The following is a 17516-nucleotide window of genomic DNA, read 5'->3' on the forward strand; positions in this document are numbered from 1 at the left end:
GCGCGGGGCGGCGGAGGACGCGACAGCGGGGGCGGTCATGGAGCTGCCGCCCGGCCCGGTGCCGTCCCCGGCCGGGGCCTCGCCGCTCGGACTGCCCGCCGGGCTGATCAGGACGGCGCGGCCGAAACAGTGGGTGAAGAACGTTCTGGTGGTGGCCGCTCCCGCGGCGGCGGGCGAACTGTTCACCCGCCACGCGCTGGCCCAACTGGTCCTCGTCTTCCTGCTGTTCACGGCGGCGGCCTCGGCGGTGTACCTGATCAACGACGCGCGGGACGCCGAGGCGGACCGCGCGCACCCGGTGAAGCGCAACCGGCCCGTGGCCGCGGGCCTTGTCCCCGTGCCGGTCGCCTACGCGGCCGGGGCGACGCTCGCCGTGCTCGCCCCCGCGGCCGCGGCGGCGCTGTGCAACCCGGCGACCGCGGCCCTGCTGACCGCCTACGTCGGGATGCAACTGGCGTACTGCGTCAGCCTCAAGCACGTACTCGTCGTCGACCTGATCGTGGTGACCACCGGGTTCCTGATGCGGGCGATGATCGGCGGGCTCGCCCTCGGGATCCCGCTGTCGCGCTGGTTCCTGATCACCACCGGGTTCGGCGCGCTGTTCATGGTCTCGGCCAAGCGGTACTCCGAGGCCGTCCAGATGGCGGGCAAGGCCGGGGCCACCCGCGCGCTCCTCACCGAGTACACGAGCGGATACCTGCGCTTCGTCTGGCAGTTGGCGGCAGGCGTGGCCGTGCTCGCGTACTGCCTGTGGGCGATGGAGGAGGGGGGTGTCGCCCGCAGCAGCCTGCTGCCGTGGCGGCAGCTGTCGATGGTGGCGTTCATCGTCGCGGTCCTCAGATACGCGGTCTTCGCCGACCGGGGCACGGCGGGCGAGCCGGAGGACGTGGTGCTCCGGGACCGGGCGCTGGCGGTGATCGGCCTCGTGTGGGTGGCGATGTACGGACTGGCGGTCGCGGACTGGTGAGGGGCCGGGGCGCGGCGCGGGCGGGGGAGGCGGCGGACGCGCGGCGCGGGGTGCGGGCGCGCGTGCGCAGGCTCGGTCCCGAGCTGCTGGGGTTCGCGGCCGCGGGGCTCTGCGCGTACGCCGTCGACCTGGGCCTGTTCGTGTGGCTGCGCGGGCCGGCCGGGATGGACCCGGTCTCCGCCAAGGCGCTGTCCTTCCTGGCCGGCTGCTCGGTGGCGTACCTCGGGAACGCGCTCGGGACGTACCGCGGGCGGACGGCCGGGGTGTCGCGGCTGCGGCAGTACGGGGTGTTCTTCGCCGTGAACGTGGCCGGGGCACTGGTCCAACTGGCCTGCATCGGGGTGTCGCACTACGCGCTGGGGCTCACCTCGCCGCGCGCGGACACGGTCTCGGGCGCCGGTGTGGGGATGGTACTGGCCACGATGGTGCGGTTCTGGGGTACCCGGACCCTGGCCTTCGGTGCGAGACCGAGCGGGAGGCCGGCCGACGGGCGGCCGGCCGGGGCGAGAGAGATCGAACCGGTCGAACCGGTCGATCGGGGCAGGCTGGGATCATGGACTGGCTGAAGAGACTCCCCGTTGTCGGGCCGTGGTTCGCCCGGCTGATGCGGACCCACGCCTGGCACGCCTACGAACGGCTCGACGAGGTGTACTGGGCGCGGCTGGCGGCCGCGATGACCTTCATCAGCTTCCTGGCGCTGTTCCCGCTCATCACCGTGGGCGCGGCGGTCGCCGCCGGCACGCTCGGTACCGGACAGCAGAAGAAGCTCGAGTCGAAGATCAGCGATCAGATCCCGGGCATCGCGGACCAGCTGGACCTCGGGGCGCTCATCGACAACGCGGGGACGATCGGGCTGGTGGCCGGAGCGCTGCTGCTGTTCACCGGTGTCGGCTGGGTCGGCTCCATAAGGGAGTGCCTGCGGACGGTGTGGGAGCTGCCCGACAGCGACGAGAACCCGTTCCTGCGCAAGCTCAGGGACGCCGGGGTGCTGATGGGACTCGGCGGCACCGGGCTCGCGTCGCTGGCCGCGTCGACGGTGGCGGCCACGGCCGTGGACTGGACCGCGGACCAGCTGGGGCTCGACAAAGAGGGCTGGGGCGGGGCGCTGTTGCAGCTCCTGGCGTTCGGCATCGCGGTCCTCGCGGACTTCCTGCTGCTGCTGTACGTGCTTACGCTGCTGCCCGGGGTGCACCCGCCGCGGCGGGACCTGGTCACGGCGGCGCTGATCGGGGCGGCCGGGTTCGAGCTGCTGAAGGTGCTGCTCGGCGGCTACATGAAGGGCGTCGCGGCGAAGAGCATGTACGGGGCGTTCGGCACGCCGGTCGCCCTGCTGCTCTGGATCAACTTCACGGCGAAACTGGTGCTGTTCTGCGCGGCGTGGACCGCGACGGGGCGCGCCGACGCCCGGGAGCGGGAGGCGGCGGGCCCCGGGTCCGACAGCTCCGAGGAGACCGGCGCGGACAGCGCCGGGGGGAGTTCGGCCGCGCCCGGGGCGGGCCCCGAAAGGACCCCCGCGGCAGGCTGAGCGGGGCTCAGGACTTCGTGCGCACGGGCCACTTCTTGCGCACCGCGAAGGCCGCTGCGGCGAGGACGGCCAGGACGCCGCCCGTGATGGCCAGGGCGATGCCGACGCCGCTGGAGCCGCCCGCTTCGACCGCGGCGTGCGCGGCCGGCTTGGCGGGGCCCGCGTCGCCCTGCGGGCTGGCCGAGCCGCTGGAGCTGGGGGACGTCGCGCCCTTCGGCGGGACGAGGGTGCCGACCGGGGTGACCTTGCCGTCGGCCTGGAACCCCCAGTCGAGGAGGCGGGCGGTCTCCTTGTAGACCGCCTGGCTCTCCTTCTTGTCCGGGTTCATGACGGTGACGAGAAGGACCTTGTTGTTGCGTTCGGCGACGCCGGTGAAGGTGGCGCCGGCGTTGGTGGTGTTGCCGTTCTTGACGCCCGCGATGCCCTGGTAGGCGTCGAGGCCGGCCGCGCCGGTGAGCAGCCGGTTGGTGTTCTGGATCTCGAAGCGGCTCGTCGTCTTCCCCTTCTTCTGCGCCTCGGGGAACTTGGCGGTGGCCGTGGCGGCGTACTCGCGGAAGTCCGCCTTCTGCAGGCCGGAGCGGGCGAAGAGGGTCAGGTCGTAGGCGGAGGAGTGCTGGCCGGGCTCGTCGTAACCGTCGGGGCTGACCACATGCGTGTCGTTGGCCTGGAGCTCCCGGGCGTGCGCCTGCATGTCCTTGACCGTCTGCGGGACGCCGTGGTTCATCGCGGACAGGACGTGCACCGCATCGTTGCCGGAGCGCAGGAAGACACCGAGCCACAGGTCGTGGACGGTGTAGGTGAAGTTCTCCTTGACGCCGACGAGACTGGAGCCCGCGCCCATACCCGCCAGGTCGGAGGGGACGACCTTGTGCGTCGAGGTCTTGGGGAACTTGGGCAGGAGCGTGTCCGCGAAGAGCATCTTGAGGGTGCTGGCGGGCGGCAGCTCCCAGTGCGCGTTGTGCGAGGCGAGCACGGCGCCCGACTCGGCGTCCGAGACGATCCACGACTTGGCCGTCAGATCCTTCGGCAGCACCGGGGCGCCGGCCCCGAGCTTCACCTGGGTGCCCGGCTTGCCGAGCAGGTCACCACCGATCGTCGACATGGCGGCCGGCGGCCCCGACTTGCCCCCCGCGCTCTTGGTCGGCTTGCTGTCCGGCGTGTCCGCGGCGCCGGCGGGCAGAGCGGCCGTCAAGGACAGGGCGGAGGCGGTGAGCAGGACCGTGGAAGCCGTGCACAGCGTGGAGCGCAGTGGGCCGAAGCCGCGCGCGGGCCGGGCGGACTTCTTCAGGTACGACATGTACGGCGCAGGGGAGTCAGGCACGGTCGAGAACGTACATGTACCCGGCCCGTAAGTCTGCGCCGAGGTCTTCTGTGTCTCTCCGGCCCCACCCCGGCGGCGGTGCGCGAAGACGGCTGACGATACTGAACGTATGAAGCTCAGCCGGCCCGTCTCCTGGTTCCTGCTCGCCTTCGGGGTGTGGAGCTGGATCATCTGGATCACTTTCGTCAAGAACCTGTGGAAGGACGGCAGCGGCCTCGCCTTCGACGACGCCGGTGATCCGACGGCGTACTTCTTCGTGCACCTGACCCTCGCCGTCGTCTCCTTTGTCTTGGGGACGGTGGTCGGGGGCATCGGGTTCCGCGGAGTGCGCGCTCTGCGGCGGACCTCATAGACGGAAGCGGCGGACAGGGCCATGATCGTTGTCGTTGTGCTGGTCGCCCTCGCCGCGGTGGCGGCCTTCGCGGGGCTGCACCTCTACGCGTGGCGCCGGCTCGTGCGGGACACCACGGCGGGCCCGGGTTGGCCCAGACGCCTGGGCGCGGCGGTGTTCGTGGCGGGTCCTGTGCTGATGTTCGCGGCCGTCGGCGCGGAGCGGGCCGGGGCGCCGTTCCTGCTCCAGCGGATCCTGGCGTGGCCGGGTTTCCTGTGGATGGCGTTCTCGATCTACCTCGTCCTCGCGTTGCTGGTGGGGGAGGTGCTCCGGCCTCTGCTGCGGCGCGTCCTCGACCGCGAGGCGGCGCGGCCCGACGGGGAGGCGGCGGCCGGGGCGGAGACGCGAGCACCGGCTGAGACCGCTCCGGAGCCCGCGAGGCCGGCCCCGGCGACCGGCCGCCGCCTGCTGCTCGCCCGTTCCGTGGGGGCCGCCGCCACCGTCGCCGCGGTGGGCGTCGTGGGCAACGGCGCGTACGGCGTACTGCGCGGGCCGAAGGTGAAGCGGGTCACCGTGCCGCTCGCCCGGCTGCCGCGCGCGGCCCACGGGTTCAGGATCGCCGTGGTCAGCGACGTCCACCTCGGTCCCGTGCTCGGACGGGGCTTCGCCGAGCGGGTCGTGGACACCATCAACGCCACGCAGCCGGACCTGATCGCGGTCGTCGGCGACCTGGTCGACGGAAGCGTGGCGGACCTGGCCCCGGCGGTCGCCCCGCTCGCCCGGCTGCGCGCACGGCACGGCACGTTCTTCGTCACGGGCAACCACGAGTACTTCTCCGGCGCCGACCCATGGGTCGCGCACGTCCGCGAGATCGGGCTGCGTCCGCTGGAGAACGCCCGCGTCGAGATGGGCGCCTTCGATCTCGCGGGCGTCAACGACATCAGCGGCGAGAACTACGGCGAGGGACCCGACTACGCGAAGGCGCTCGGCGACCGCGACCGCTCCCGCGCCGCCGTCCTCCTCGCCCACCAGCCCGTGATGATCGACGAAGCGGTCCGGCACGGCGTCGACCTCCAGTTGTCCGGGCACACCCACGGCGGCCAGCTGTGGCCCGGCAACTTCTTCGCCGACGCGGCCAATCCGACCCTCGCCGGCCTGGAGCGCTACGGCGACACCCAGCTCTACGTCAGCCGGGGCGCGGGCGCCTGGGGGCCGCCGGTCCGGGTCGGGGCGCCCTCCGACATCACGGTCGTCGAACTCGCCTCGAAGCAGGCCTGAAACAGCCGCCCTGCCCCGCGCCGCGCGGCCCGTACGTGGCCGGATCTGTCCGGATAGCGCCGGGGGAAGGCGACTTCCATGACACACACAGTTGCCTTCACGCTGCATTATGTGTCGAACCTGTGTACACGACGTGGAGGAGGTGGCTACGTGTGTTGCGGCGCAGTGCGTTCAGACTGCCCCGACACCCGGCCTCGGTGGGGGTGGCGCGGCTGCGCGTGCGCGACCACCTGGCTGTGTGGGGCCATACGGAACCGGCCGACGCGCTCGACATCGCCGTACTGCTCGTCTCCGAGCTGGCGACGAACGCGATCCGGCACGGGCCCGCACGCGAGCGGGAGTTCGAGATCGCGGTGACGGTCCTCGCGGACGGCTCGTGCTTCATCGAGGTGTCCGACGAGTCGGCGGCCGAACCCGGGATGAGGCCCGCACGCGCCCTCGACGACGAGAGCGGCCGGGGCCTGCACCTGGTCGACACGCTCGCCGAGGCGTGGGGCGTGTGGCACCGGGGACGCTACGGCAAGACGGTCTGGGCGCTGGTGCGTTCCTGACCCGCTCCACGGAGCCGGGGCCCTGTCCCTGCCCCCTCCGCTCCCGTCGGTCCCCTCACCCCCGGCCCCCTCACCCCCGGCCCCTTCTCAGCCCTTCCGGCGGCGCCCCGACGGCTGCCCGTTCCCCCGGCGCCGCAGCGCGAGCAGACCGCCGCCCGCGAGGGCCGCGACCGCGGCCGAACCGCCGAGCGCCCAGCCCTCCCCGTGCGCGGACGACGGATACGGTGACGCGGTCCCCGCGGTCCCCGCGCCCGGAGCGCCCGGCACCGGCGCCGCGGAGGACGCCGGCTGCTCGCTGAGCGGCGTGACCAGCTGCCCGACCGCGCTCACCTTGCCGCTCGCCGCGAAACCCCAGTCGAGGAGCGCGGCCGTCTCCTGGTAGACCGCCTCGTACCCGGACCTCGGGTGCATGACGGTGACGAGGAGCGTGCGGCCGTCACGGGTCGCGGCGCCGGTGAAGGTGTTGCCGGCGTGCGAGGTGTAGCCGTTCTTGACGCCGATGAGGCCCTCGTACGCGGTGATGCCCTGCCCGGTGAGCAGGCGGTCGGTGTTCTGGATCTGGAACGTCCTGCCGCCCCCCGCCGGGAAGTCGGCGACCTTCGTGGCGCAGTAGCCGCGGAAGTCGTCGTTCCGCAGCCCGGCCCGCGCGAAGAGCGTGAGGTCGTACGCCGACGAGAGCTGCCCCTGGTGGTCGAAGCCGTCCGGGCTGACCACATGGGTGTCCAGGGCCTGGAGGTCCTGCGCGCGGGCCTGCATCGCCGCGACCGTCCTGCCGACGCCGCCGTACATCGAGGCGAGCACGTGCACGGCGTCGTTCCCGGAGCGCAGAAAGACGCCCTGCCACAGCTGATGGACGGTGTACGTCGTGCCGGCCTGGACGCCGACGAGGCTGGACCCCGCCGGGATACCGGCCAGGTCCCCGGCGCTCACCCGGTGTTTCAGGCCGTGCTCGAACGCGGGCAGGACCGTCTCCGCGAACAGCATCTTCAGCGTGGAGGCCGGCGGCAGCGCGCGGTGGGCGCCGTAGGAGGCGAGCACTTCGCCGCTGTCGTTGTCGGCGACCAGCCAGGCCTTCGCGGCGAGCTTCGGCAGCCTCGGCGCTCCCGGGCCGCGCCGTACCTGGACGCCGGACGCGGCGAGCCGCTCACCGCCGACGGCGGTCGAGGCGGACGCGCGCTGGGCGGGCAGGGCGAGAGCGGCTGTCGCGCTGAGCCCCAGGCCGAGGACGCCGCGGCGGCTGAGCCGCGAGCTGGTGAAGGGTGCGGGGGATGAGGTGGTGCCGGGCATCCCGTGACGGTACCGGCCCGAGCTGAGACCACGGCAAGAGGGGCACGCCGTTCCGCTACGAGCCACCGGTCCGCTCCGAGCCACCGGTCCGCTACGACCGCCCGTTCCGCTACGAGCCGCCGCTCTGCTCCGACCCGCCGTCCCGCTCCGACTCCGTGCGCGTCATTCCCGGCAGGAAGTCGATGAACAGCTCGTGCACCTCAAGGACCAGCGGCCGCAGCACCCGGAACCGGGCGAGCGCCACGCCCCGTGCCGTCAGCCGGGCCCCGCGCTCGGCGAGCCGCCGGCTGCGCTCACGGCCCTCGGAGCTGTCGAAGACCCAGTAGAGGACGAGCCCCATCTGGGAGAGCCACATCAACTCGGGGAGAATCTCGGCCAGTTCGGCCGGCACCTTGGCCTTGGAACCGGCCAGGACCTCCCGGTGCAGCGCGATCGATGCCTCCCGCGCCCCCTCCGACTCCGCCGAGAACGGGCTGAGCGGCGAATCCGGGTCGGCCGCGTTCTTGAAGAACTGGGCCGCGAACTCGTGGTACGGCTCGGCGATCTCCAGCCAGATCCGCAGCACCCCCGCGAGCCGCGCCTGGAGATCGGTCTCCGTGTCGAGGACGGACCGGACCGCCGCCTCGTGCTCGGCGGCGATCCCGTCGTAGAACCCCTGGATGAGGTGTTCCTTGCCCGCGAAGTAGTAGTACGCGTTGCCGACGGAGACCCCGGCCTCCTGAGCGATGGCCCGCATCGTCGTCTTGTCGTAGCCCCGCTCCCGGAAGAGCCGCATCGCGGTCTCCAGGATCAGCGCCCGGGTCTGCTCGCTCTTGGCGGCCTTGGCCTCCGCCTTGTCTGTAGCCACGCCCAGAGCCTAATCGGCCACGCGGCAACCGCTGTCACAGGCGAGCGGGCCACCCCCGGGACCGCCCCCGATACCGCTCCCACCCCCGGAACCGCCCCCGCTCCCGTCCCCGAACCCGTCCGTCTCGTGGTACCAGCCGTCCTTCGGGTTGTACCGCCAACCGTCGGCCCGCCGGTACGCGCCGCCCCCGGCCTGCCGCTCCTGGTACGCCGAGCGGTACTTGGCGGCGGCCAGCACCACCTGCTTGGCGACCCTCATCCCCGCGGGCGTGGCCATCCGGTGGGCCGTGGCCCGGTGCTCGCGCAGCGCCCACATGCACACGACCCAGGCGGCGGAGCCCCGGTAGACCTGCCCGCTGTCGCCGATCACCGTGATGTCGCTGAGGGTTCCGGCGTGGTCGAGCCCGGGGAAGCGCCCCCGCGCCTCCTGCGAGCCCGCGGGCACGAACTCCAGCGGTACCAGCTGCCGCTGCCTGCTCAGCCAGCCCCGCGCGAACGTGCACAGCGGGCACTCCTCGTCGTAGAGGACCGTGAGCCGGCGGACCGGGACGTCCCCCCGAACGCCCCGGTCCGTCTCCCCCATGGCTCCCACCGCTGTCACGCCCCGGCCACCGGAGCGGCCCACCCCTGCGGCGGTACCGGCGGCTGCTGCTCGCGCTCCATGACGCCGCGCCGCCGGATCTTGTTGAGGACATAGACATTGCCCAGGTGCATCACGCCGAGCACGAGCAGCACCACGCCGAGCTTGGTCGACAGGGCCTCGAAGACCCCGCGGGCGCTGTCGATGGTGCCGTCGCCGCTGAGATAGAGGGCGACGAACCCGAGGTTCACCAGGTAGAAGCCGACCACCAGAAGGTGGTTGACGGCGTCGGCCAGCTTCTCGTTGCCGTGCAGCACGTCGGCGAGGAAGACCCTGCCGTTACGGCTCAGGGTGCGCGCCACCCAGATGGTCAGCCCGATGCTGACGATGAGGTAGACGACGTAGGCGACAACTGTGAGGTCCATGCCCCACCCTCCTTGAACGCGTTCAAAAACGCTGACAGGACTGAAGATAGCCCTGTTTTTGAACACGTTCAAGTGGGAGTCGTCGTACGTGACGGGCGTCTCGGAAGAGGGGTGTCAGAAGTAGGTCGGAATGCTCAGTTCCGGGCCAGTTCCGGGCGCTTGAGGTAATCCGTGAACCCGATGACGTTGCCCCACGGGTCCGCGATCTCGACGACATACCCCGTGGAGGTGGAGAAGGGCGGGTCGAGCGGCGTGATGCCCGCTTCGCTCAGCGAGCGGGCCACGGCGCGCGCGTCGGGCACCTCCAGCCAGAGCCGCGCCGCGGGCCACGACGGGGGCCGGTGTCCGAAGCCGTCCTCGGCGCGCAGCAGCAGGCCGGGGGTCTCCTTGCCGACGGAGAGCAGCGCGATGCCGGCCTCGTCGAGGCGGAACTTCACGGGGAGCCCGACGCGCTCGTAGAAGGCGACGGCCTCGGGCAGGTCGCCGACGGGCAGCAGGGCGTTGTCGAAGCCGAGGGTCTCCAGCGCAAGTGACATACCGTCAGATTAGCCATGGATCGGCTGAAATGCCGCATAAGGGCCCAGCGGCGCATGCGTGGCGCCCGTTGTTCCTGAGGCCGCCGAACGCGCCCGGCCGGGGGAGCGGAGGTGCTGACGGCGCCGCTGAACGGCCGTGGGCCCCGCTCCACGAGAGGAGCGGGGCCCACACAGACCGCAAAGAACGGGAAGGTCAGTAGCGGCGCGTGATCAGCGCACGCTTCACTTCCTGGATCGCCTTGGTGACCTCGATGCCACGCGGGCAGGCGTCCGTGCAGTTGAACGTCGTGCGGCAACGCCACACACCGTCACGGTCGTTGAGGATCTCCAGGCGCTGCTCCCCGGCCTCGTCGCGCGAGTCGAAGATGAAGCGGTGCGCGTTGACGATGGCGGCAGGACCGAAGTACTGGCCGTCGTTCCAGAACACCGGGCACGACGACGTGCACGCCGCGCACAGGATGCACTTGGTCGTGTCGTCGAAGCGCTCGCGGTCCTCGGCGGACTGCAGACGCTCACGCGTCGGCTCGTTCCCCTTCGTCACCAGGAACGGCATGACGTCGCGGTACGCCTGGAAGAACGGGTCCATGTCCACGACCAGGTCCTTGAGGACCGTCAGGCCCTTGATGGCCTCGACCGTGATCGGCTTCTGCGGGTTGATGTCCTTGATGAGCGTCTTGCAGGCAAGGCGGTTCTTGCCGTTGATGCGCATCGCGTCGGACCCGCAGATGCCGTGCGCGCAGGAGCGACGGAACGTCAGCGAACCGTCCTGCTCCCACTTGATCTTGTGGAGGGCGTCGAGCACGCGCTCCTTCGGGTCGATCTCCAGCTGGAAGTCGACCCAGCTCGCCTCCGCCGAGACCTCCGGGTTGAACCGGCGGATCCGGAAGGTGACGGTGATGTACGGGGAGTCGGCGAACCCGGGCTCGGCCTTGCCGGCCGCCTCCGCCTTGTCCATGATCGGGGTTGCCATCAGTACTTACGCTCCATCGGCTGGTAGCGGGTCTGGACGACCGGCTTGTAGTCCAGACGGATGGACTCGGAGCCGTCGTCGCCGACCTCGCGGTACGCCATGGTGTGGCGCATGAAGTTGACGTCGTCGCGGTTCGGGAAGTCCTCGCGGTAGTGGCCGCCGCGGGACTCCTTGCGGGCCAGCGCGGAGGTCGCCATGACCTCGGCCAGGTCGAGCAGGTTGCCCAGCTCGATGGCTTCCAGGAGGTCGGTGTTGAACCGCTTGCCCTTGTCCTGGATCGAGACGTTGAGGTAACGCTCACGCAGCTCGGCGATCTTCTCGACGGCCGTCTTGATCGTCTGCTCGGTGCGGAACACCATCACGTTGGCGTCCATGCACTCCTGCAGCTCGTTGCGGAGGACCGAGACGCGCTCGGTGCCCGTCGCGTTGCGCAACCGCTCGACCTGCGCCTCGACCAGCGACGCCGGGTTCTCCGGCAGCTCGATGAACGGAGCCGTGTGGGAGTACTCGGCGGCGGCGATACCGGCCCGCTTGCCGAAGACGTTGATGTCGAGCAGCGAGTTCGTGCCGAGGCGGTTGGCGCCGTGCACGGAGACACAGGCGACCTCACCGGCGGCGTACAGGCCCGGGACGACCGTGGTGTTGTCCGCGAGGACCTCACCCTGGACGTTGGTCGGGATGCCGCCCATGGCGTAGTGCGCGGTCGGCTGGATCGGGATCGGGTCCGTGTAGGGCTCGATACCGAGGTACGTCCGCGCGAACTCGGTGATGTCCGGGAGCTTGGCGTCGAGCTGCTCCGGCGGCAGGTGCGTGAGGTCGAGGTAGACGTGGTCGCCCTCGGGACCGCAGCCGCGGCCTTCACGGATCTCCGTGTAGATGGAGCGGGACACGACGTCACGGGACGCGAGGTCCTTCATGACCGGCGCGTACTTCTCCATGAAGCGCTCGCCGTCCTTGTTGCGCAGGATGCCGCCCTCACCGCGGGCGCCCTCCGTGAGCAGGATGCCCATGCGCCAGATGCCGGTCGGGTGGAACTGGAAGAACTCCATGTCCTCCAGCGGGATCCCGCGCCGGTAGCACGCCGCCTGGCCGTCGCCGGTCAGGGTGTGCGCGTTCGACGTCACCTTGAAGAACTTGCCGGTGCCGCCCGAGGCGTAGATGACCGCCTTGGCCTGGAAGACGTGGATCTCACCGGTCGCGAGCTCGTAGGCCACGACACCGGCGGACTTCTTGACGCCGTCTTCCTCGACGATGAGCTGGTCCAGGACGTAGAACTCGTTGAAGAACTCCACGCCCTCCTTCACGCAGTTCTGGTACAGCGTCTGAAGGATCATGTGGCCCGTGCGGTCGGCCGCGTAGCAGGAGCGGCGCACCGGCGCCTCGCCGTGGTTACGGGAGTGACCGCCGAAGCGGCGCTGGTCGATGGTGCCGTCCGGGGTGCGGTTGAACGGCAGGCCCATCTTCTCCAGGTCGAGGACCGAGTCGATGGCCTCCTTCGCCAGGATCTCGGCGGCGTCCTGGTCGACCAGGTAGTCGCCGCCCTTGATCGTGTCGAAGGTGTGCCACTCCCAGTTGTCCTCCTCCACGTTGGCCAGCGCGGCGGCCATGCCGCCTTGCGCGGCGCCCGTGTGGGAGCGGGTGGGGTAGAGCTTGGTCAGCACGGCGGTGCGGCTGCGCTTGGTCGACTCGATGGCCGCGCGCATGCCCGCGCCACCGGCGCCGACGATGACGGTGTCGTACTTGTGAATCTTCACGGGTTCGCTCGCCTCGGCTTTAACGGATGTTCGGGTCGAAGGTGAAGATCACCAGCGTGCCCAGCAGGACGGTGAAGACCGTCGCGGCGTACAGCAGGCCCTTCAACCACAGGCGGGTGTTGGGGCGCTCTGCGTAGTCGTTGATGACCGTGCGCAGGCCGTTGGCGCCGTGCAGCATCGCGAGCCACAGCATCAGCAGGTCCCAGCCCTGCCAGAACGGGGACGCCCAGCGGCCCGCGACGAACGCGAAGCCGATCTTGGAGACGCCGCCGTCGAGGACGAGCTGGATCAGCAGGTGGCCGAGGACGAGAACGACCAGGACGACGCCGGACAGACGCATGAAGAGCCATGCGGCCATCTCGAAGTTGCCGCGGCTGCCCTTGCCGGTCTTCGAGGTGCGCTTGCGCGGCGCCTCGATGAACGGGGCCGGGTTGTCGGCGCTGTAGAGCGAAGCGCCCTCGACGGGCCCGACGCCGGACGTGCCGTCCGTCTTGGTGAGGGTGGTGTCAGACATGTCTGGCCTCAGCTCCCGAAGAGTTCACGGACGGCGTGGCCGAGGACGGGGTACAGCGCCCCGGCCATCAGGACGATCCAGATGCCCACGACGGTCCAGAGCAGCTGCTTCTGGTAGCGCGGGCCCTTCGACCAGAAGTCGACGGCGATGACTCGCAGGCCGTTGAGCGCGTGGAAGAGGATGGCAGCGACGAGGCCGTACTCAAGGAGCGCGACGATCGGCGTCTTGTAAGTGGAAACGACGTCGTCGTACGACTCTGGGGAGACGCGGACGAGAGCGGTGTCCAGCACGTGTACGAACAGGAAGAAGAAAATGAGGACACCGGTGACTCGATGAGCCACCCACGACCACATGCCTTCCCGGCCGCGGTACAGCGTTCCAGCCGGCACGGAAGAACCCTCCGGGAGCGGGGACTAGGGGCCGGCCGGCTTCGGTGTCGGACGGGCCCGGCCGGGTACGGTCCACCGGCCGCTCGTCATCGTATCGACGAGTTGTCGGCTCGTTCGCGCCGGGGCCTCCGGTGTGATCAAACAGGCAATCAAACAGGCACGTACGGGCTATCGTCCACGCTTTCCCGTCGTGCGGCGTCCGGCGCCCCGGTCCGGGCAAGTGGCAGATCGCGGACAAGCCGGGCGATCCGGCCCCGGGCGAGTCGGCGCAGCTCCTCGGCGGAGACCACGCGCTCCTCCTCCCGGTCGTTGCCGAGGCGGTCGCGCAGCCCGGTGAGCACGTGGTCGAGCGCCTCGCCGGGGGCGACCTCGTCCAGGCAGATCACGAAGGCGTGCCCGAAGCGGTCCTGGTACGCGCTGTGCGCGGCGGCCAGCGCCGTGTACGCGGCCGAGTAGGCGGCGGCGCCCGGCAGCCGGGGCAGCTCCTCGCAGGCCAGGGCCTCGGTGACGGAGCCGGCGGGAAGGTCGTACGCCGCCTCGTCGGCCGCGGCGAGCAGCGCGTCGAGGTCCGGGTAGGGGCGGTGCGCGACGAGCCGCCGCGCCCAGGCGCGGCTGCCGCAGCAGGTGTGCAGCGCCTCCTCGGCGGCGGTCCGCGGCAGCGCGTTGAGGAGTGCGAGACCCCTCGGTGCTCCGGCCGGGGCCGGTATGGGCAGACGGCCGGGTACGTGAAGGGCGCGATGCGCGGACAGCGGGTGCCTCCGGCGGAACGGGTGGGGGGGATGTGTGGTGCGTGTGTTTGTGCCGTAACGCTAGCGAGGACTGATTGCGACTGTCCGACGGATGCGCGAATTTCACCCGGACGGGAGGGTTTGAGGCTCTGGAGTGGACTTCGCCCCCCGGCGCCGCCGCACGCTTGCTCCGTTTGCGGGCACCGACTCGTCGTGGCCGGTCGCGCGGGTCCCCGAGGCTCCGGGGGGTGCCGGTTACGGTCGGCCTACGGGTGGCGCGGACATGATCGTGAGCGGAGGCACACGTGGAGCGGGAACGGAAGGCTCTGTTGGCCGGCGGCGGGGTCGTCGTGGCCGGGGCGGTCGCATTGACGGCCGTGTTCTGGCCGGACGGCGGTGACGACTCCTCCCGGCAGGCCCCGACGGACGGGAAGACCGGTGCGTCGAGTGCGTCGGCGTCCCCGTCGCCCAGCCGCTCGTACCCGATGTCGACGCCCCCGCGCACGATCCCCGCGGTGCGTGACTTCACGCCGGCCCGCGGGCCCGGCTGGAAACCGGACGGCGGCCGGGTCGTCGTGCGGGACAAGGGGCTGGCCGACGAGGGACGGCTGATCGCGGACGAACTGGGGCTCACCTACGGCGGCGAGGACGCCGAGGCCGGGCCCGGCGACGTGGAGCTGGCGCTCGGCGGGGCGCGCCGCGCGGACCAGGAGTCGTACCGGATGACCGTGCGGGACGGGCGGGTGCGCATCGTCGCGCCGGGCGCGACGGGCGTGTTCTACGGCACCCGCACCCTGAAGCAGGAGGCGCACGGCGGTGCCACCGTGCCCGAGGGGGTCGTCACCGACGAACCGGCGAAACCCCAGCGCGGGTTCATGATCGATATTGCGCGCAAGCACTTCTCGGCCGACTGGATCAAGGACCGGATCCGGGAGATCGGGGACCTGAAGTTCAACCAGCTCGGCCTGCACTTCTCCGACGACCAGGCGTTCCGGATCGAGTCCGACTCGCATCCGGAGATCGTGTCCGACGACCACCTGACCAAGGCGCAGGTGCGGGAGATCCTGTCGCTGGCCGCCGAGCGGCACGTGACGGTCGTGCCCGAGATCGACTCGCCCGGACACCTGGGCGCCGTCCTCAGGGCCCACCCCGACCTGCAACTGCGCGACGCGAGCGGGTCGGCGCAGCGCGGCGCCGTCGACATCTCCGAGCCGGGCTCCGCGAAGATCGTGGACGACCTGCTGAAGGAGTACGCCGGCCTCTTCAAGGGCGCGTACTGGCATCTGGGTGCCGACGAGTACCGGGCGCTCACCGTCAAGGACCCGGAGGGCTCCTACCCGCAGCTGGCCGCCGCGGCGCGGCGGAAGTACGGGCCGGGCGCGGGCGTGCAGGACCTCGCGCAGGGCTGGCTCAACGACCGGGCGCGGACGATGGCCCCCCACGACCGGAAGCTGAAGGCGTGGAACGACGGGTTCTACGCGGGCGGTGAGGTCGACGCCGACAAGAAGCTGGAGGTCGCGTACTGGACCGGCAAGGAGATCGGGGCGCGTGAACCGGTCTCGTACCTGAGCCAGGGACGGAAGCTGACCAACTACAACGACGAGTACCTGTACTACGTCCTCGGCCAGCCCAACACCTTCACCTACCCGACCGGGCAGCGGATCTACGAGAGCTGGACGCCGCTCGTCGTGCGCGGCACGTCACCCGTGCCCGCCAAGTACGACGACCAGATCCTCGGCGGCACCTTCGCCGTCTGGTGCGACCTCGCGCAGTCCCAGACCCAGGCCCAGGTCGCCCAGGGTGTACGGATGCCGCTGCGGGCGACCGTGCAGAAGCTCTGGGACCCGGAGAAGCCGGAGCTGACGTGGCCGCAGTTCGTCGAGCTGGCGGCCCGGCTCTCTCGCTGACCTGCGAAGACGAATGGACAGTGGGGCCCGGCGGGCCGTATGTTCCGCTGGCCGCGCGGCCGGGGGGCCGGAACATCCGCGGTGGTTCGCCGGGGAGGGCGCGCGGCTGTGCTGTGCAAGAGATGCGGGAAGAACAACGCGCTGGTCGAGGACGGTCTGTGCGCGCGCTGCTCGGACGCGGCCTTCGGGTCGCTGACGGCCGCGCCGGGCACCGGGCAGGAAGCGGCGCCGCCGCCCTTGCCGCCGCGGGTGCCGTCCGCGCCGTACGACCCGAGGGCCGGCTGGACCCGGCTGCGGTCGCCGAACAGGCTCGCCGTGGTCGCCATGGCGCTGCTCGGCCTCGTCATCGTGGTCGACCTGGGCGCCCTGGCGGCCGGGTTCGCCGAGTACCGGTTCGTGGACGGCCTGGTGAGCGGCGACCAGGCCGGGTACGACGCGGGGGAGGCGGAGCGCCTCGACGACCTGTACGCCCTCGCGGGCCAGGCCCAGTTGTTCGCGCTGGCGGTCACCGCGATCGGGTTCGTCCTCTGGTTCCTGCGCGTACGCGACAACGCCCATGCCCTCGCGCCGTTCGGGCAGAGCAAGGCGCGCGTCTGGACGGTCCTCGGCTTCTTCGTGCCGGTCGTCGCCTTCTGGTTCCCGCGCCGGATCGCGCTCGACACCTGGCACGCCAGTGCCGACGGCCTGGAGCTGTCACGCAAGCAGGCGTGGTCCGGGGTGATCGACCTGTGGTGGTTCCTGTGGCTGGCGAACCAGTTCGTGGGGCGTTTCGTGGGCAGGGAGTACGACCGGGCCGAGGGCCTCTCCGAGATCAAGTCGGCGACGCTGGGGGTGATGGCAGGCGACGCGCTCGACATTGTGAGCGCCGCCGCCGCGATCCTCTTCGTCCGGTCGCTGACCCGGTTGCAGAACCGCAAGTCGGCGACCGCCGCGGAACCCGAGGCGGGCGCCGCCTAGTTGGTGTTCCGGGTGGCGAAGTCCCGTACCCCTGTGGTCTATTCGGTCTCAGGTTCGAAGAACACCGGGACGGGGGAGCGGATATGGGCTACTGGGGTTACTACGTGGTGGCCAGGAGCGCGCGTCCGCTGAAGGAGCTGACGGCGCTGGACGCGGTCCGTGACGAGCTCACGCTGCTCGAGGAGCGGGCCGGTGGCTGGCAGGTGTGGGAGTGCCCCGGCGGGAGCGGTGAGCAGACGCGGGACGTCGGCAGCATGAACTCCCTTGCGGCGGAGACGGGTTCACCCGCCCTGTTCGCGTACGTCATGGACAGCCTCTGCGCCGTCGTGGAGGCGGCGGCGCCGCGGAGCGGGGCGTGGACGACGTGTCTGGGGCGCACCTCGATGGCCGACTTCATCGGCGGTGACGAGCGCGCCCTCGAGGACTACTTCCTGCCCCCGGCGGACGCGGCCGACCGGGCCGTCGACTGGGCCGCGGAGTGCGGGCGGACGGTGGTCGCGAAGCCGGTGGCCGATGTGGTGGGGGCGGCGGCGGAGCCGTCGGCGGAGGAGCTGTTCTTCCGCCTCCTGGACCGGCTGGGCGTCACGGCACGCTGACCCGGCCGGGCAGCGGCCGGTACGCCGAAGGGGCGTGGGGGGGGGGGGGGGGGG

Annotated in this window: 20 protein-coding genes; 9 read left to right on the forward strand and 11 right to left on the reverse strand. The window is 71.3% G+C overall.

Annotated elements, in window-relative coordinates; translation table 11 throughout:
• Positions 1 to 37 precede the first annotated feature (37 nt).
• The 3 genes from ACZ45E_RS31455 (at position 38) to ACZ45E_RS31465 (ending at position 2492) form a co-directional block, all read left to right on the forward strand.
• Complete coding sequence (locus ACZ45E_RS31455; RefSeq protein WP_468227320.1) at positions 38 to 967, forward strand: decaprenyl-phosphate phosphoribosyltransferase; 930 nt, start codon at positions 38 to 40, stop codon at positions 965 to 967.
• A gap of 62 nt (positions 968 to 1029) precedes the next feature.
• Entirely contained in the window at positions 1030 to 1533 is a 504-nt protein-coding gene (locus ACZ45E_RS31460) for a GtrA family protein (protein ID WP_468227202.1), read from the forward strand.
• Positions 1521 to 2492, forward strand: a complete 972-nt coding sequence (locus tag ACZ45E_RS31465) for a YihY/virulence factor BrkB family protein (protein WP_468227205.1) — start codon at positions 1521 to 1523, stop codon at positions 2490 to 2492. Before ACZ45E_RS31460 ends, ACZ45E_RS31465 begins: the two co-directional genes overlap by 13 nt.
• Before the next feature lie 7 nt (positions 2493 to 2499).
• Here the strand turns inward: ACZ45E_RS31465 and ACZ45E_RS31470 are convergent, their stop codons facing one another.
• On the reverse strand, positions 2500 to 3789 hold the full coding sequence (locus ACZ45E_RS31470) for a D-alanyl-D-alanine carboxypeptidase family protein (RefSeq protein WP_468227323.1): 1290 nt from the start codon (positions 3787 to 3789) through the stop codon (positions 2500 to 2502).
• A 133-nt stretch (positions 3790 to 3922) separates the two neighbouring features.
• On the opposite strand from ACZ45E_RS31470, the gene ACZ45E_RS31475 reads away from it, so the two are divergent.
• The 3 genes from ACZ45E_RS31475 (at position 3923) to ACZ45E_RS31485 (ending at position 5973) form a co-directional block, all read left to right on the forward strand.
• On the forward strand, positions 3923 to 4165 hold the full coding sequence (locus ACZ45E_RS31475) for an SCO4848 family membrane protein (protein WP_324776788.1): 243 nt from the start codon (positions 3923 to 3925) through the stop codon (positions 4163 to 4165).
• 21 nt (positions 4166 to 4186) lie between these two features.
• On the forward strand, positions 4187 to 5422 hold the full coding sequence (locus tag ACZ45E_RS31480; RefSeq protein WP_468227209.1) for a metallophosphoesterase: 1236 nt from the start codon (positions 4187 to 4189) through the stop codon (positions 5420 to 5422).
• Between the two features lie 152 nt (positions 5423 to 5574).
• A complete protein-coding gene (locus tag ACZ45E_RS31485; protein WP_468227212.1) occupies positions 5575 to 5973 on the forward strand; it encodes an ATP-binding protein in 399 nt (132 codons plus the stop codon).
• Between the two features lie 87 nt (positions 5974 to 6060).
• Here the strand turns inward: ACZ45E_RS31485 and ACZ45E_RS31490 are convergent, their stop codons facing one another.
• From ACZ45E_RS31490 to ACZ45E_RS31535, 10 genes are all read right to left on the reverse strand, one after another.
• A complete protein-coding gene (locus tag ACZ45E_RS31490) occupies positions 6061 to 7260 on the reverse strand; it encodes a D-alanyl-D-alanine carboxypeptidase family protein (protein ID WP_468227215.1) in 1200 nt (399 codons plus the stop codon).
• Between the two features lie 109 nt (positions 7261 to 7369).
• Positions 7370 to 8107, reverse strand: coding sequence for a TetR/AcrR family transcriptional regulator (locus ACZ45E_RS31495; protein WP_468227218.1), 738 nt, complete (start codon positions 8105 to 8107; stop codon positions 7370 to 7372).
• Positions 8108 to 8116: 9 nt separating this feature from the next.
• Positions 8117 to 8689, reverse strand: coding sequence for a thiol-disulfide oxidoreductase DCC family protein (locus tag ACZ45E_RS31500; protein WP_468227220.1), 573 nt, complete (start codon positions 8687 to 8689; stop codon positions 8117 to 8119).
• A 14-nt stretch (positions 8690 to 8703) separates the two neighbouring features.
• The gene (locus ACZ45E_RS31505) at positions 8704 to 9111 is read right to left on the reverse strand and encodes a hypothetical protein (protein ID WP_468227223.1); all 408 of its coding nucleotides are present in this window, start codon (positions 9109 to 9111) and stop codon (positions 8704 to 8706) included.
• Between the two features lie 134 nt (positions 9112 to 9245).
• Positions 9246 to 9647, reverse strand: coding sequence for a VOC family protein (locus tag ACZ45E_RS31510; RefSeq protein WP_468227225.1), 402 nt, complete (start codon positions 9645 to 9647; stop codon positions 9246 to 9248).
• A 193-nt stretch (positions 9648 to 9840) separates the two neighbouring features.
• A complete protein-coding gene (locus ACZ45E_RS31515) occupies positions 9841 to 10617 on the reverse strand; it encodes a succinate dehydrogenase iron-sulfur subunit (protein WP_324776807.1) in 777 nt (258 codons plus the stop codon).
• Positions 10617 to 12371 carry a succinate dehydrogenase flavoprotein subunit gene (gene sdhA / locus ACZ45E_RS31520; RefSeq protein ID WP_468227229.1) on the reverse strand — a complete coding sequence of 585 codons (1755 nt, stop codon included), beginning with the start codon at positions 12369 to 12371 and terminating at the stop codon, positions 10617 to 10619. The genes ACZ45E_RS31515 and sdhA overlap by 1 nt, the downstream gene beginning before the upstream one ends.
• 19 nt (positions 12372 to 12390) lie before the next feature.
• Entirely contained in the window at positions 12391 to 12885 is a 495-nt protein-coding gene (locus ACZ45E_RS31525) for a succinate dehydrogenase hydrophobic membrane anchor subunit (protein WP_468227232.1), read from the reverse strand.
• An 8-nt stretch (positions 12886 to 12893) separates the two neighbouring features.
• Positions 12894 to 13274: a succinate dehydrogenase, cytochrome b556 subunit gene (gene sdhC / locus ACZ45E_RS31530; RefSeq protein ID WP_468227235.1), complete on the reverse strand. Its 381-nt coding sequence runs from the start codon at positions 13272 to 13274 to the stop codon at positions 12894 to 12896.
• A gap of 149 nt (positions 13275 to 13423) precedes the next feature.
• The gene (locus ACZ45E_RS31535) at positions 13424 to 14023 is read right to left on the reverse strand and encodes a 2-oxo-4-hydroxy-4-carboxy-5-ureidoimidazoline decarboxylase (RefSeq protein ID WP_468227326.1); all 600 of its coding nucleotides are present in this window, start codon (positions 14021 to 14023) and stop codon (positions 13424 to 13426) included.
• Between the two features lie 284 nt (positions 14024 to 14307).
• On the opposite strand from ACZ45E_RS31535, the gene ACZ45E_RS31540 reads away from it, so the two are divergent.
• The 3 genes from ACZ45E_RS31540 (at position 14308) to ACZ45E_RS31550 (ending at position 17462) form a co-directional block, all read left to right on the forward strand.
• Positions 14308 to 15909, forward strand: coding sequence for a beta-N-acetylhexosaminidase (locus tag ACZ45E_RS31540; RefSeq protein WP_468227239.1), 1602 nt, complete (start codon positions 14308 to 14310; stop codon positions 15907 to 15909).
• Positions 15910 to 16017: 108 nt separating this feature from the next.
• Entirely contained in the window at positions 16018 to 16866 is an 849-nt protein-coding gene (locus ACZ45E_RS31545; protein ID WP_468227242.1) for a DUF4328 domain-containing protein, read from the forward strand.
• Positions 16867 to 16949: 83 nt separating this feature from the next.
• Positions 16950 to 17462 (forward strand): hypothetical protein, encoded by a 513-nt coding sequence (locus ACZ45E_RS31550; protein WP_468227245.1) that lies wholly within the window; start codon positions 16950 to 16952, stop codon positions 17460 to 17462.
• Positions 17463 to 17516 lie beyond the last annotated feature (54 nt).

The sequence above is a fragment of the Streptomyces sp. NPDC030991 genome, from assembly GCF_055571235.1.